Raw genomic sequence first — 14,117 nt, forward strand, 5'->3', positions numbered from 1 at the left:
GAGAAATTCGAATTTTCGGCGAATGTTGTCTTCACAGTATAACCAGATTGCTTGGGGTTATATGGTCAAGTGAAGAAGCGCATACGGTGGATGCCTTGGCAGTCAGAGGCGATGAAAGACGTGGTAGCCTGCGAAAAGCTTCGGGGAGTCGGCAAACAGACTTTGATCCGGAGATGTCTGAATGGGGGAACCCAGCCATCATAAGATGGTTATCTTACGCTGAATACATAGGCGTAAGAGGCGAACCAGGGGAACTGAAACATCTAAGTACCCTGAGGAAAAGAAATCAACCGAGATTCCCTTAGTAGTGGCGAGCGAACGGGGACTAGCCCTTAAGTGGCTTTGAGATTAGCGGAACGCTCTGGAAAGTGCGGCCATAGTGGGTGATAGCCCTGTACGCGAAAATCTCTTAGTCATGAAATCGAGTAGGACGGAGCACGAGAAACTTTGTCTGAATATGGGGGGACCATCCTCCAAGGCTAAATACTACTGACTGACCGATAGTGAACTAGTACCGTGAGGGAAAGGCGAAAAGAACCCCGGAGAGGGGAGTGAAATAGATCCTGAAACCGTATGCGTACAAGCAGTGGGAGCCCACTTTGTTGGGTGACTGCGTACCTTTTGTATAATGGGTCAGCGACTTATTTTCAGTGGCGAGCTTAACCGAATAGGGGAGGCGTAGCGAAAGCGAGTCTTAATAGGGCGTCTAGTCGCTGGGAATAGACCCGAAACCGGGCGATCTATCCATGGGCAGGTTGAAGGTTGGGTAACACTAACTGGAGGACCGAACCGACTACCGTTGAAAAGTTAGCGGATGACCTGTGGATCGGAGTGAAAGGCTAATCAAGCTCGGAGATAGCTGGTTCTCCTCGAAAGCTATTTAGGTAGCGCCTCATGTATCACTGTAGGGGGTAGAGCACTGTTTCGGCTAGGGGGTCATCCCGACTTACCAAACCGATGCAAACTCCGAATACCTACAAGTGCCGAGCATGGGAGACACACGGCGGGTGCTAACGTCCGTCGTGAAAAGGGAAACAACCCAGACCGTCAGCTAAGGTCCCAAAGTTATGGTTAAGTGGGAAACGATGTGGGAAGGCTTAGACAGCTAGGAGGTTGGCTTAGAAGCAGCCACCCTTTAAAGAAAGCGTAATAGCTCACTAGTCGAGTCGGCCTGCGCGGAAGATGTAACGGGGCTCAAACCATACACCGAAGCTACGGGTATCACGTAAGTGATGCGGTAGAGGAGCGTTCTGTAAGCCTGTGAAGGTGAGTTGAGAAGCTTGCTGGAGGTATCAGAAGTGCGAATGCTGACATGAGTAACGACAATGGGTGTGAAAAACACCCACGCCGAAAGACCAAGGTTTCCTGCGCAACGTTAATCGACGCAGGGTTAGTCGGTCCCTAAGGCGAGGCTGAAAAGCGTAGTCGATGGAAAACAGGTTAATATTCCTGTACTTCTGGTTATTGCGATGGAGGGACGGAGAAGGCTAGGCCAGCTTGGCGTTGGTTGTCCAAGTTTAAGGTGGTAGGCTGGAATCTTAGGTAAATCCGGGATTCTAAGGCCGAGAGCTGATGACGAGTCATCTTTTAGATGACGAAGTGGTTGATGCCATGCTTCCAAGAAAAGCTTCTAAGCTTCAGGTAACCAGGAACCGTACCCCAAACCGACACAGGTGGTTGGGTAGAGAATACCAAGGCGCTTGAGAGAACTCGGGTGAAGGAACTAGGCAAAATGGCACCGTAACTTCGGGAGAAGGTGCGCCGGTGAGGGTGAAGGACTTGCTCCGTAAGCTCATGCCGGTCGAAGATACCAGGCCGCTGCGACTGTTTATTAAAAACACAGCACTCTGCAAACACGAAAGTGGACGTATAGGGTGTGACGCCTGCCCGGTGCCGGAAGGTTAATTGATGGGGTTAGCTAACGCGAAGCTCTTGATCGAAGCCCCGGTAAACGGCGGCCGTAACTATAACGGTCCTAAGGTAGCGAAATTCCTTGTCGGGTAAGTTCCGACCTGCACGAATGGCGTAACGATGGCGGCGCTGTCTCCACCCGAGACTCAGTGAAATTGAAATCGCTGTGAAGATGCAGTGTATCCGCGGCTAGACGGAAAGACCCCGTGAACCTTTACTATAGCTTTGCACTGGACTTTGAATTTGCTTGTGTAGGATAGGTGGGAGGCTTTGAAGCGTGGACGCCAGTCTGCGTGGAGCCAACCTTGAAATACCACCCTGGCAACTTTGAGGTTCTAACTCAGGTCCGTTATCCGGATCGAGGACAGTGTATGGTGGGTAGTTTGACTGGGGCGGTCTCCTCCTAAAGAGTAACGGAGGAGTACGAAGGTGCGCTCAGACCGGTCGGAAATCGGTCGTAGAGTATAAAGGCAAAAGCGCGCTTGACTGCGAGACAGACACGTCGAGCAGGTACGAAAGTAGGTCTTAGTGATCCGGTGGTTCTGTATGGAAGGGCCATCGCTCAACGGATAAAAGGTACTCCGGGGATAACAGGCTGATACCGCCCAAGAGTTCATATCGACGGCGGTGTTTGGCACCTCGATGTCGGCTCATCACATCCTGGGGCTGAAGCCGGTCCCAAGGGTATGGCTGTTCGCCATTTAAAGTGGTACGCGAGCTGGGTTTAGAACGTCGTGAGACAGTTCGGTCCCTATCTGCCGTGGACGTTTGAGATTTGAGAGGGGCTGCTCCTAGTACGAGAGGACCGGAGTGGACGAACCTCTGGTGTTCCGGTTGTCACGCCAGTGGCATTGCCGGGTAGCTATGTTCGGAATAGATAACCGCTGAAAGCATCTAAGCGGGAAACTAGCCTCAAGATGAGATCTCACTGGAACCTTGAGTTCCCTGAAGGGCCGTCGAAGACTACGACGTTGATAGGTTGGGTGTGTAAGCGCTGTGAGGCGTTGAGCTAACCAATACTAATTGCCCGTGAGGCTTGACCATATAACACCCAAGCAATTTGACTACTCTAACGAGCATCAGATTGCGGTGTGTGAAGACGAAATGAACCGAAAGTTCGACGCTCACAAAACACCGATTGCTGTCACATGCCCAATTTGCTGAAGCGAGGCCACATGGTCACGACTCAGTACCCGAATTTCTTGACGACCATAGAGCATTGGAACCACCTGATCCCATCCCGAACTCAGTAGTGAAACGATGCATCGCCGATGGTAGTGTGGGGTTTCCCCATGTGAGAGTAGGTCATCGTCAAGATTAAATTCCAGAACCCCTGTTTGCTAACGCAAACAGGGATTTTGTTTTGGGCGCTCGAAAAGCAACTCTTCAGCCGCCGCCCCATCGCTCGCTTACTTCCGCACCTTCGCTTTCCTGGATGAAATAACCCTCCGTTGAGGCAAATCGATACAAAGTGTTTCTGCATTTTTGGTATGGTGCAGCACATTTTCACAAGGATTGATCTTTATCCGCAGGATGCGGCGTCGACCTTTTTCAACGAGATGCTGTAGAAATGCCTGAACCGATACCCATCAAGGACCACGAAAAAGAACACCGTCTGGTCAACAAACGTTTGCTTGCCTGCGCACTCCTGGTGATCGGTATCACCTGCGCACTGGTGGGCCGGATGTACTTCCTGCAGGTCGTGCAATACGACTATCACTCCACCATTTCCGAAAACAACCGCGTCCACGTGCTGCCCATCACCCCCACGCGCGGCTTGATCTATGACCGCAACGGCGTGGTCCTGGCCGACAACCGGCCCAGCTACAACCTGACCATCACCCGCGAGCGCACCACCGACCTCAAGGGTGAGTTGGACGCGATCGTCAGCTTGTTACACCTGCCCGCCGAAGATCGCGCTGTGTTCGACAAAGCGCTCAAACAGGCCCGCCATCCGTTTGTTCCCGTCACGCTGTTCTACGAGCTGACCGAAGAGCAGATCGCCGTCCTGGCCGTCAACGAGTTCCGCCTACCGGGTGTAGACGTTGAGCCCCAGTTCGTTCGCCACTACCCATTGGGTGCACACTTCGCTCACTCCATTGGCTATGTCGGAAGAATCAACGAGAAAGAGTCCAAAGCCCTCGATTCAGTGGAATACCGCGGCACCCAATCGATCGGCAAAACCGGCATCGAACGCTTCTACGAATCGGAACTGCATGGTCATGTCGGTTATGAAGAAGTCGAAACCAACGCTCAGGGGCGGGTGTTGCGGGTGCTCAAGCACACGGACCCTATCCCCGGTAAAAACATTGTCTTGAGTCTCGACGTCAAGCTCCAGGAAGCCGCCGAAGAGGCCCTGGGTGATCGTCGTGGTTCGGTGGTTGCCCTGGACCCGCAAACCGGTGAGGTGCTGGCCATGGTCAGCAAGCCGAGTTTCGACCCGAACCTGTTCGTCACCGGCATCAGCTTCAAGGAATATGCCGCGTTGCATGATTCCATCGACCGCCCGCTGTTCAACCGCGTGCTGCGCGGACTGTATGCGCCAGGCTCGACCATCAAGCCCGAAGTGGCCATCGCAGGTCTCGACAGCGGCGTGGTCACACCACAAACCCGCGTGTTCGATCCAGGGTACTACCAGCTGCCGGACTTCGATCACAAATACCGCAACTGGAACCACAGCGGCGACGGCTGGGTAGATATGGACGCCGCCATCATGCGCTCCAATGACACCTACTTCTATGACCTGGCCCACAAACTCGGCATTGATCGCCTGCATGATTACCTGGCCGAATTCGGCCTGGGTCAGAAGGTGTCCCTGGACATGTTCGAAGAGTCCGCCGGGCTGATGCCTTCCCAGGCCTGGAAACGCGCCACACGCCGCCAGCCCTGGTTCCCCGGCGAAACCGTGATCCTGGGCATCGGCCAGGGTTATATGCAGGTCACCCCGCTGCAGCTGGCCCAGGCCACTGCGCTGATCGCCAACAAAGGCGTATGGAACCGGCCGCACCTGGCCAAGACCATCAACGGCGTGCCACCGGTGGATGAGAACCCGATGCCCAACGTAGTCCTCAAGGACCCGCGTGACTGGGAACAGGTCAACCACGGCATGCAACTGGTCATGCACGACCCGCGCGGTATCGCCCGCGCGGCCGCGCAAGGTGCCCAATACCGCATCGCCGGCAAAAGCGGCACCGCGCAAGTGGTGGCGATCAAGCAGGGCGAGCGTTACAACCGCAACAAGACGCTGGAGCGTCATCGCGATAACGCCTTGTTTGTCGGCTTCGCGCCAGCCGAACATCCTAAGATCGTGATCTCAGTGATGATCGAAAACGGTGAGGCCGGTGGCCGAGTAGCGGGCCCGGTGGTGCGGCAGATCATGGATGCCTGGCTGCTCGACCAGGAGGGTCATTTGAAGCCGCAATATGCGACGCCGGCCAAAGCGCCTGGCGACCCGCGCGTCTGACTCAGACTTTCCATTCGCCCCAGCGCTCTACGCCGTCATCAACAAGCCAGGGCACATCATGGCTTGTCCAGATATGGGCGGTGGGCCTGATGCCCGGATCATCGTCCAGCGTCGCCACCCGCACGATTATGTGGGGTTGGTGCGCGCGTTCGGCGATCAGATGGGAGCCGCAGCGCGAGCAGAAATGGCGCTGCTTGCCCGGTGATGACTCGAACGACGACAGCAATTCTTCACCGTGAGTCCAGCGAAAGTGTTCGCGCATCACGCCGGCCGTGGCGACAAACGCGGCCGCGTGCGCCTTGCGACAACTGTTGCAGTGGCAGTGACTGATGGGCATGTCCAGGCGGTCCACCTGGTAGCCCACGCCTTTGCAAAAGCAACTTCCTTTCAAGCGTTCAGTCATAACCTATGACCAGGTCAAGGATGGGGACATCATCATCGCGCATAACCAAAAGTTGCGCATTGGTCGATGTCGCCTAGTGTTCAATGGAGGAGGTGACTTATGCACGTATTGGATCGGATCGAACGAAAAGTCCTGCTCAACGCATCACGTAAACAGGTGTGGGAAGCGCTCACCCATGCTGAGCGATTTGGTGATTGGTTCGGTATCGCCCTCAAGGGAAAAACCTTTGTGACCGGCGAAACCCTCGAAGCGCAGATCACCTACCCAGGCTACGAACATGTGGTGTGGAAGGCCAGGATCGAACGCATCCTGCCGCAAACGCTGTTTTCTTTCTGGTGGCATCCCTTTGCAGTAGATAAAGACATCGACTACGACAAGGAAGAACCGACGCTGGTGGAATTCACCCTTGAGGATCGCGCGCCGGGCATTCTGCTGCGGGTGGTGGAATCGGGTTTCGACAACGTCCCCCAGGCTCGACGCCAGAAAGCGTTCAAGATGAACTCCCGGGGCTGGGATGAGCAAATGGGCAACATCGAAAACTATCTGAACAGCGCCAGGCGCGCCTGACGCGAACGGGCATCAACGCTGATGCCCATCGTCAACCGCCGTGTTGTTAGAAATCAATCGTCGCCGACAATTTCGCTACCCGCGGGTCGCCCTGGCTCAGGAAGCCACCTTGGGCCGATTCCCAGTATTTCTCGTTGGCGACGTTCTCCATCGTAGCGCCCAGTGTTACCTCACGTTGAGCCAGCGCGAAGGTGTAGCGCGCACCCAGGTCGAAACGGTTCCACGCCGGCAGGCTCAGGTTGTTCGCCGCGTCTGCATACTGGCCGCCCGTACGCAGCATGCGCCCATTGAGGGTCACGCCTTGCAGGCCGGGCACGTCCCAATCCACACCGGCGTTGAGCTGGAACGAAGGGACGCCGATGGCGCGGTTGCCGTCGTTGGCACCGTTGAGGGTGCCCTTGAGTTCGGTCTTCATCAGCGTCACCCCCCCAAGCAAGCGCAGGCCACTTACCGGTTCGCCGAAGACGTTCAGTTCGACGCCTTTGTTGATCTGCTGGCCTTCGCGCACATAGCGCGCGGTGGTTGCATCGATGACTTGCGCATAACCCGCCCCCGGCTGCTCGATACGGTACACGCCGAGGGTGGCGCCATAGGTGCCCATGTCGACCTTGACGCCCGCTTCGATCTGCTTGGAGCGCGCCGGTGCATAGGCTTGCCCGCCACCGATGATCGTCCGGTCACCGGATTTGAGCGGCGAGGTGGGGCCCTGGGCCAGGCCTTCGATGCGGTTGGCGTACAGCGACACGTGCTCCCACGGCTTGAACACAATGCCGTAGACCGGCGTGGTGATCGATTCGTCGTAGTTGGCCGTGCGTGTGCCGCTCATGTAGTTGTAGCCCTGCACCACCATCTGCTGGCGACGTGCACCCAATGTCACCAACAGACGGTCGTCGAACAAACCAAGAGTGTCGGACACCACAGCGCTGCGCACGAACGTCTTGGCGGTAATGGTCGGGTCGCTGAAGTCGGTGCCGGGGGTATTGCGCGGCGTGTTGAGCGTGGGTGGGGCGCCGGTCACAGGGTTGTAGAGGTTGGTTGCCGCCGGTGAACCGTTGAACACATAGGCGTTGCGCGCCTGGGTCCAGATGCCGGCCAGGCCGACGTTGAGTCGGTGGCTGACGGCGCCGGTCTGGAACTTGCCGTTCAAGCCGGCCATCAGGCTGGCGTTGTCTTCTTCGTGGGCAATGGTCGAGCGGCTGGAGGTGGCATTGCCGAGGTTATCGGTCAGGGTAATCGAGGAATACCGGCCCATTTCCCGGCTGTGTTTGGCACCGCCTGCGGCGTAAGCGGTCCAGTTTTCATTCAGGTCGTATTCGGCGCGCAGCATGCCCAGGGTGTCCTCCAGGTTGGTGCTGCTCCAGCGGGGCGCATAGTTGGTATCCGCCGAAGGCGCATCCGGGACGCGGGTCGCGCTGCCCAGGAACACGGAGTTGCGTCCGCCATTGATACGCTGCTTCTGATACACGAAATCACCCGACAGGCGCAGTGCATCGCCACGGTAATCGAGGCCGGCCGCGAAAAGTTTCGAGCGCTGGTTTTCGTCGTCAATACCGGTGTCGCCTTCGCGCTGTGACAGGTTGACCCGCGCGCCAAAACGGTGGTCTTCACCAAAGCGCTGCCCGATATCCAGATGCTCGCCCACCCGGCCATCGCTGCTGATGTCCGTGCTGAAGCGGCGCAGCGGCACGTCACCGGCGCGCTTGGGTTGCAGGTTCACACCGCCGCCGATCCCCGAGCCGCCCGGCGTCACGCCATTGATGAACGCGTTGGGGCCCTTGAACACTTCCACACGTTCCAGCGCGTCAGTGGACATAATCTGGCGTGGCAGGATGCCGTACAAACCGTTATAGGAAATATCGTCGCCATTCAACGGCAAACCGCGAATCATGAAAGTCTGGGCCTGGTTCGCATACCCTGACGCCTGGCGCACGGACGCGTCATTGAGCAGCACATCGCCGACCGTTTCCGCCTGCTGGTCGCGAATCAATTGCTCGGTGTAGGAGGCCATGCTGAACGGCACGTCCATGATGTCCTGATTGCCCAGCACGCCCAGTTGCCCGCCACGGGCAACCTGCCCACCGGCGTACACCGCAGGCAACGCCTCGGGCGCGGGGGCCTGGGCATCGATGCGCGTGGCGTCCAGTTGCAGGGTGTTGCTCGTATCGGCCTGCGCGGCAGCGCTAAGGGCGCAGCAAAGGGCAAGCACGGTAGGGCGAAAGGGCACAGCGAGGCGGCTACACAGAGGCATGGTCAATCCGGACGGTGAACCGTCAATGATGAGGAAGGGGGCAACACGGTGCGCTTCCTCACTGCGCGAATACGACTCCGGCGCGAATGATAGTAATTGTTATTCATATTCCGCAACAGATTTGTGAGATGACAGTTAACCTGCCGCCTTGACCGGATGCCGAGTAGAATCACGCCCTGAAAGCAATTGCCGAGGTGCGGTACGGTGGATTTACAGCAGGGTTTTGTCCTGACCCGGCATTGGCGCGACACTCCGGCGGGTACGCAGGTCAGCTTCTGGCTGGCGACCGACCAGGGGCCTCGGTGCATTCGCCTACCCATGCAGACCTCGGTGATGTTCATCCCCGAGATCCATCGCAAGCCGCTGGGCTGGCTGCTCAAGGACGAGCGCGACATTGAGTTGCGCGCGTTGCAGTTGTGCGATTTCCATCATCGACCGGTCCTGGGTCTCTACGCCCGGCAGCACCGCCAACTGATGGACATCGAAAAGCGCCTGCGCAGCGCCGGGGTCGATGTCTATGAAGGCGACGTGCGGCCGCCCGAGCGCTACATGATGGAACGCTTTATCACCGCCCCGGTGTGGTTCGGCGGCACTGCGGATGCGGACGGCACCCTGCTCGACGCGCAGATGAAGCCCGCTCCCGACTACCGTCCGCCGTTGAAGCTGGTGTCCCTGGACATCGAAACCACCGCCCAGGGCGATCTCTATTCCATCGCCCTCGAAGGCTGCGGCGAGCGCCAGGTGTACATGCTCGGGCCGCCCAACAAACACGACGCGGTGGATTTCAAGCTCGACTATTGCGACACCCGCGCCCAACTGCTCGAACGTCTCAACCAATGGCTGGCCACCCATGATCCGGATGCGATCATCGGCTGGAACGTGGTGCAATTCGACCTGCGCGTACTGCACGAACATGCCCAGCGCCTGAACGTGCCGCTGCTGCTCGGACGCGGCGGTGAAGCCATGACCTGGCGCGAACACGGCAGCCGCAATCACTACTTCGCCGCGGCCGCAGGCAGGCTGATCATCGACGGCATCGAAGCCCTGCGCTCGGCCACCTGGAGCTTCGAGTCGTTCAGCCTGGAGAACGTCGCGCAAACCCTGCTCGGCGAAGGCAAGGACATCTCCACGCCTTACCAGCGCATGGACGAAATCAACCGCATGTTCGCCGAGGACAAGCCTGCCCTGGCGCGCTACAACCTCAAGGACTGCGAGTTGGTCACGCGGATTTTCGAGAAGACCGGGCTGCTCGAGTTCCTGCTCGAACGCGCCAGCGTCACCGGCCTGCCCGCCGACCGCAATGGCGGTTCCGTCGCGGCGTTCACCCACCTCTACATGCCGTTGATGCACCGCCAGGGCTTCGTTGCGCCGAACCTCGGCGACAAGCCGCCCCAGGCCAGTCCCGGCGGCTTTGTCATGGATTCACGCCCGGGCCTCTACGAGTCGGTGCTGGTGCTGGACTACAAAAGCCTCTACCCGTCGATCATCCGCAGTTTCCTGATCGACCCGGTGGGCTTGATCGAAGGCCTCAGGCATCCCGACGACAGCGACTCGGTGGAAGGCTTTCGCGGTGCGCGTTTTTCCCGCACCCGGCATTGCCTGCCGGCCATCGTCACGCGGGTTTCCGAAGGCCGCGAAGTGGCCAAGCGCGAACACAATGCGCCGTTGTCCCAGGCCCTGAAGATCATCATGAACGCCTTCTACGGGGTGCTCGGTTCCAGCGGCTGCCGGTTCTTCGATACGCGGCTGGCGTCGTCGATCACCATGCGCGGGCACCAGATCATGCGCCAGACGCGGGAATTGGTTGAGGCCCAGGGCTATGAGGTGATCTACGGCGACACCGATTCCACCTTCGTCTGGCTCGGCAGCGCCCATTCCAACGAGGACGCCAGTCGTATCGGCCAGGCGCTGGTGCAGCACGTCAACGACTGGTGGCGCAGCCATCTGCACACCGAGTACGGCCTGCAAAGCGCCCTCGAGCTGCAATACGAAACTCATTTCAGCCGCTTCCTGATGCCGACCATTCGCGGCGCGGAGGAGGGCAGCAAGAAGCGCTACGCCGGCCTGGTAGTACGCGCCGATGGCAGCGAAGAGATGGTCTACAAAGGGCTGGAGACCGTGCGCAGTGACTGGTCGCCCCTGGCGCGGCAATTCCAGCAGGAGCTCTACCGACGCATCTTCCATCGCCAGCCCCATCAGGAGTATGTCCGCGATTATGTGCGTCGCACCTTGAGCGGCGAGCTCGACGACCTGCTGATCTACCGCAAGCGCCTGCGCCGAGCGCTGCATGACTACGAACGCAACGTCCCGCCCCATGTACGCGCCGCACGCCTGGCCGATGAATACAACGACCGCCTCGGGCGCCCGCGCCAGTACCAGCGCGGCGGCTGGATCAGCTATGTGATCAGCGTCAACGGCCCCGAGCCTTTGGAAGTGCGGCAAGCGCCGATCGACTACGATCATTACGTGACCCGGCAATTGCAGCCCGTGGCGGACGCGATCCTGCCGTTCGTGAACGATGATTTTGGCACTCTGGTGGGTGGTCAGATGGGCCTGTTCTAGGCGGATCGCCGCAACACCCGTTACTCAGGAGAAACGTCCATGTACACACTCTATGGCACCGACGAGTCCGGTTCCTGCATGATCGAAATCGCCCTGCAACGCTGCGCCGTGCCGTGGCATCGCGTGGAGGCCAGTTCCTGGCAGGACAGCGAGGGCAGCGAAGCCCTTGCGCGCATCAATCCCCTGAAACAGATTCCCACCCTGGTCACCCCCGATGGCCAGGTGCTGACCGAAAGCGCCGCCATCCTGATCCACCTGGGCCTCGAGTATCCCCAGGCCGACCTGCTGGTCGGCAACCGCGCGCAGATTCTGCGCGGCCTGTTGTATATCGCCGCCAATTGTTATTCGGCCATCGGCATCATCGACTACCCGCAACGCTGGCTGGGCAACGTGGATCAGGCCCTGCAAGCGCAACTGACCACCGGCACGCGGCGCTATCTGCATCAGGCCTGGGTGGTGTTCGCCGATCAGTTTGCCGACCAGTTGTTTACCCCCGACAACGTCCCCAACGCGTTGGGCATCATGGCGGCGGCAGTGTCGCGCTGGGATGAGGCGCGGGAAGCGCTGCACAATCTGGCCCCAGGTTTTGCCCATACCCTGGAACGGGTGGACGCCGACCCGCTTGTGGCGCCCGTATTCGCCCGGCATTGGCCGGATTGGAAGGTCTCGTAATCAGAGGAAACAATCACCTCACCCCCCTGCAAACCCTTGCGTAGCGTACGCCCTGACCTACGCTTCTCAACGTGGCGTAGGAATCATCCTTGAATTTGACTGTCGCAGACATGAAACTCAAGAACCCTGCATGGAATTCAAAGGAGGTGCGCATGCTCATCCGGTCGCTGACCCTGGCTACCTTGATGGCTTTTACGGGGCCGTTGTTGGCTGCCGATGATAATCCGCTCAAGCTGGAGCTGGGCAAAACCCGCCCTCTGGTCGTGGTGGAACTCGATGCCGGTAACCCGACGTTGGCCACGCTCAAGAAACAACTGGAAGAGCCTGCCACCAGGCAGTCCTTCGAAGAACGCAGCATGGTGCTGTACACCGTGAAGTTCGGCAGCATCGGCGCCGAAGGCGAGAAGTTCGCCAAGGACCCCAAGGACAGCAAAAAGCTCACACCGCCTGAGACCAATGCACTGATCCGCGCACTCAAGCTTGGGGTCGGCAGCGGCACCAAGGTGATCCTGGTGGGCAAGGACGGGGACAAGAAACTCGAGAAGAACGTGCCGCCGGATACGCTCGATCTGAAAGAGTTCTTCAGTACCATCGACCAGATGCCGATGGCCGAAAAAGAAGCGGCTGCCGCGCCGGAACCAGCACCGGTCGAACCCGCGCCAGCGAAGGGCGCGAAACCGGCCAAGCCGGGTAGCAAGCCCGCGCCGCAACAGCTGGACGACTGAGCATACACCGCCGTCTGTAGGAGCGAGCTTGCTCGCGAAAAACGTCAACGATAACGCGTGCTTTCTGAATGAGCGCGGTGCCTGTGAGTTTTTCGCGAGCAAGCTCGCTCCTACATCAGTCCTGCTTAAGGTTTAGCCGCTTTACGCAGCGGAAACGGAAAGTAGAAAAACCGCAGGAATGCCACGCGCTTGATCACTTCCCCTATCAGCAACGACACCACCACCGCCACCACAAAGCCCACACACGCCGCCAGGAACGGATGCAGGCCCAGACGCTCCATCAGGTCGAAGGTCTTGTGCTGGATCTCGCCGTGGAAGATCAGCACGATCAAGGTGGATTGGCCGATGTAGGTCATCATCCGGGTCAGCAGGCTCGACACCATCAACACCCGCGCCAGCGCCCAGCACAGGTACACGCCGATCACCGCCAGCAGGCTGGTCCACAACCAGTGGTCGTAGCGACGCTGCGCCAGGTCCATGGTGTCGTGGCTGTAGAGGAACACCGCGGCGAACAGCGCCACCGCAATCAGCAGGGTCAACAGCGAACTCTCATGCCGGCGCAGCCAATCGCGCAGCAGGTAGCCGTAGATGAAGTAGGTGCTGCTGATCAGTGTGACGTCGAGGCTGAAGGGCAGGCCGGGCATTGTCCAGGTCTGCTCGCCGACGCTGACCGGCACTTGCCAGAACCACGGCAGGATCCAGATCCCGAGCAACAGTTGCGCGCCGGCCAGCAGGCAAGCGCCCGGCAACGGCAGCTTCAGGCGCTGGATCAGGCGCAGCATCAGCCAACTGAACAGGATCGCCACCCAGAAGTGCGGCAAAAACCACAACGCCTGCCACGGGATGGTATCCACCGAGGCGTAAAACACGCCGCCGATGTCCGGCAGCAACGGCTGCCCGCGCAGCACAGCGCGCACGATCACATACGCCAACATGGTGAAGAAGAACGGCTTGAGCAAGCCATCGGCCTTGCGCACCGCCATCTCCACGAACGGCTGCTCGGGCTTGAAGAACACCCCGGACAAAAAGAAGAACAACGGCAGCACGAACGAGGCAATGATCGGGTAGAGCAAATCCACCGAGTTGGCGACAAACCAACTGTGGGCGTACACGATAACCAGGATACCGATGCCTTTGGCGATATCCATTTGAATCCAGCGATGTTTCATTTGAGTCTTCCCGAACGATCATTCACGCCTTGCGCCACGGCTTCAGCCACAGCCCCATACCCAGCAACACCACCGCGCCTGCCAGGGTGCTCAAGCCCAGTTGCAGCCACACGCCTTCGATTCGAAACAACAGCAGCGCCGCCAGCCCCATCAGCAGGGTGCTGATCAGCCAATGCCGGGCCCACGGCAGGGCGCCGAGCAAGGCCTGGCGCTGCATCAGCAGCAGCGCGGTGCACAGCACGCCGGCCAGCGCCGCCAGGGGGATGCCGGCCAAGCCAAACGCAAACGGCAGCACGCTCAGCAGCAGCACGTTGACCAGGCTGCCGAGCAGCTCGCAGCGCAGCGGCTGGCGCGTATCGCCGGCGGCGTAGGCGTAACGCGCGAGCAGGGCGTTCCA

General features: G+C 59.1%; 9 protein-coding genes and 2 rRNA genes. 7 read left to right on the forward strand and 4 right to left on the reverse strand.

Features of this window, described 5'->3' with window-relative positions; translation table 11 throughout:
- Positions 1 to 63 precede the first annotated feature (63 nt).
- The 3 genes from BFP93_RS07760 to mrdA all read left to right on the forward strand — a co-directional run bounded on the left by BFP93_RS07760 (position 64) and on the right by mrdA (position 5,374).
- A 23S ribosomal RNA gene (locus BFP93_RS07760) occupies positions 64 to 2,955 on the forward strand.
- Between the two features lie 157 nt (positions 2,956 to 3,112).
- Positions 3,113 to 3,228, forward strand: a 5S ribosomal RNA gene (rrf, locus tag BFP93_RS07765).
- A gap of 253 nt (positions 3,229 to 3,481) precedes the next feature.
- A complete protein-coding gene (mrdA, locus tag BFP93_RS07770) occupies positions 3,482 to 5,374 on the forward strand; it encodes a penicillin-binding protein 2 (protein WP_065884393.1) in 1,893 nt (630 codons plus the stop codon).
- A gap of 1 nt (position 5,375) precedes the next feature.
- On the opposite strand, the gene BFP93_RS07775 is transcribed toward mrdA, so the two are convergent.
- Positions 5,376 to 5,777, reverse strand: a complete 402-nt coding sequence (locus BFP93_RS07775; protein ID WP_065892651.1) for a GFA family protein — start codon at positions 5,775 to 5,777, stop codon at positions 5,376 to 5,378.
- Positions 5,778 to 5,876: 99 nt separating this feature from the next.
- Between BFP93_RS07775 and BFP93_RS07780 the strand changes: the two genes are divergently transcribed.
- Positions 5,877 to 6,344 carry an SRPBCC family protein gene (locus tag BFP93_RS07780; protein WP_065884391.1) on the forward strand — a complete coding sequence of 156 codons (468 nt, stop codon included), beginning with the start codon at positions 5,877 to 5,879 and terminating at the stop codon, positions 6,342 to 6,344.
- Between the two features lie 46 nt (positions 6,345 to 6,390).
- On the opposite strand, the gene BFP93_RS07785 is transcribed toward BFP93_RS07780, so the two are convergent.
- Entirely contained in the window at positions 6,391 to 8,592 is a 2,202-nt protein-coding gene (locus tag BFP93_RS07785; protein ID WP_065892652.1) for a TonB-dependent receptor, read from the reverse strand.
- Positions 8,593 to 8,796: 204 nt separating this feature from the next.
- On the opposite strand from BFP93_RS07785, the gene BFP93_RS07790 reads away from it, so the two are divergent.
- The 3 genes from BFP93_RS07790 to BFP93_RS07800 all read left to right on the forward strand — a co-directional run bounded on the left by BFP93_RS07790 (position 8,797) and on the right by BFP93_RS07800 (position 12,551).
- Positions 8,797 to 11,154 (forward strand): DNA polymerase II, encoded by a 2,358-nt coding sequence (locus BFP93_RS07790; protein ID WP_065892653.1) that lies wholly within the window; start codon positions 8,797 to 8,799, stop codon positions 11,152 to 11,154.
- Positions 11,155 to 11,193: 39 nt separating this feature from the next.
- Complete coding sequence (locus tag BFP93_RS07795; RefSeq protein WP_065892654.1) at positions 11,194 to 11,826, forward strand: glutathione S-transferase N-terminal domain-containing protein; 633 nt, start codon at positions 11,194 to 11,196, stop codon at positions 11,824 to 11,826.
- 152 nt (positions 11,827 to 11,978) lie between these two features.
- The gene (locus tag BFP93_RS07800) at positions 11,979 to 12,551 is read left to right on the forward strand and encodes a DUF4174 domain-containing protein (protein WP_065892655.1); all 573 of its coding nucleotides are present in this window, start codon (positions 11,979 to 11,981) and stop codon (positions 12,549 to 12,551) included.
- Positions 12,552 to 12,676: 125 nt separating this feature from the next.
- Here BFP93_RS07800 and BFP93_RS07805 read toward each other — a convergent pair whose 3' ends face one another.
- Both BFP93_RS07805 and BFP93_RS07810 read right to left on the reverse strand, forming a co-directional pair.
- Positions 12,677 to 13,720, reverse strand: a complete 1,044-nt coding sequence (locus BFP93_RS07805) for an acyltransferase family protein (protein WP_065892656.1) — start codon at positions 13,718 to 13,720, stop codon at positions 12,677 to 12,679.
- A 22-nt stretch (positions 13,721 to 13,742) separates the two neighbouring features.
- Positions 13,743 to 14,117, reverse strand: a 375-nt coding sequence (locus BFP93_RS07810; RefSeq protein ID WP_176717555.1) for a lipid II flippase MurJ, incomplete at its 5' end; no start/stop codon positions are given.

Source organism: Pseudomonas sp. 44 R 15 (assembly GCF_900004965.1).
In the GTDB taxonomy this organism is placed as follows: domain Bacteria; phylum Pseudomonadota; class Gammaproteobacteria; order Pseudomonadales; family Pseudomonadaceae; genus Aquipseudomonas; species Aquipseudomonas orientalis_A.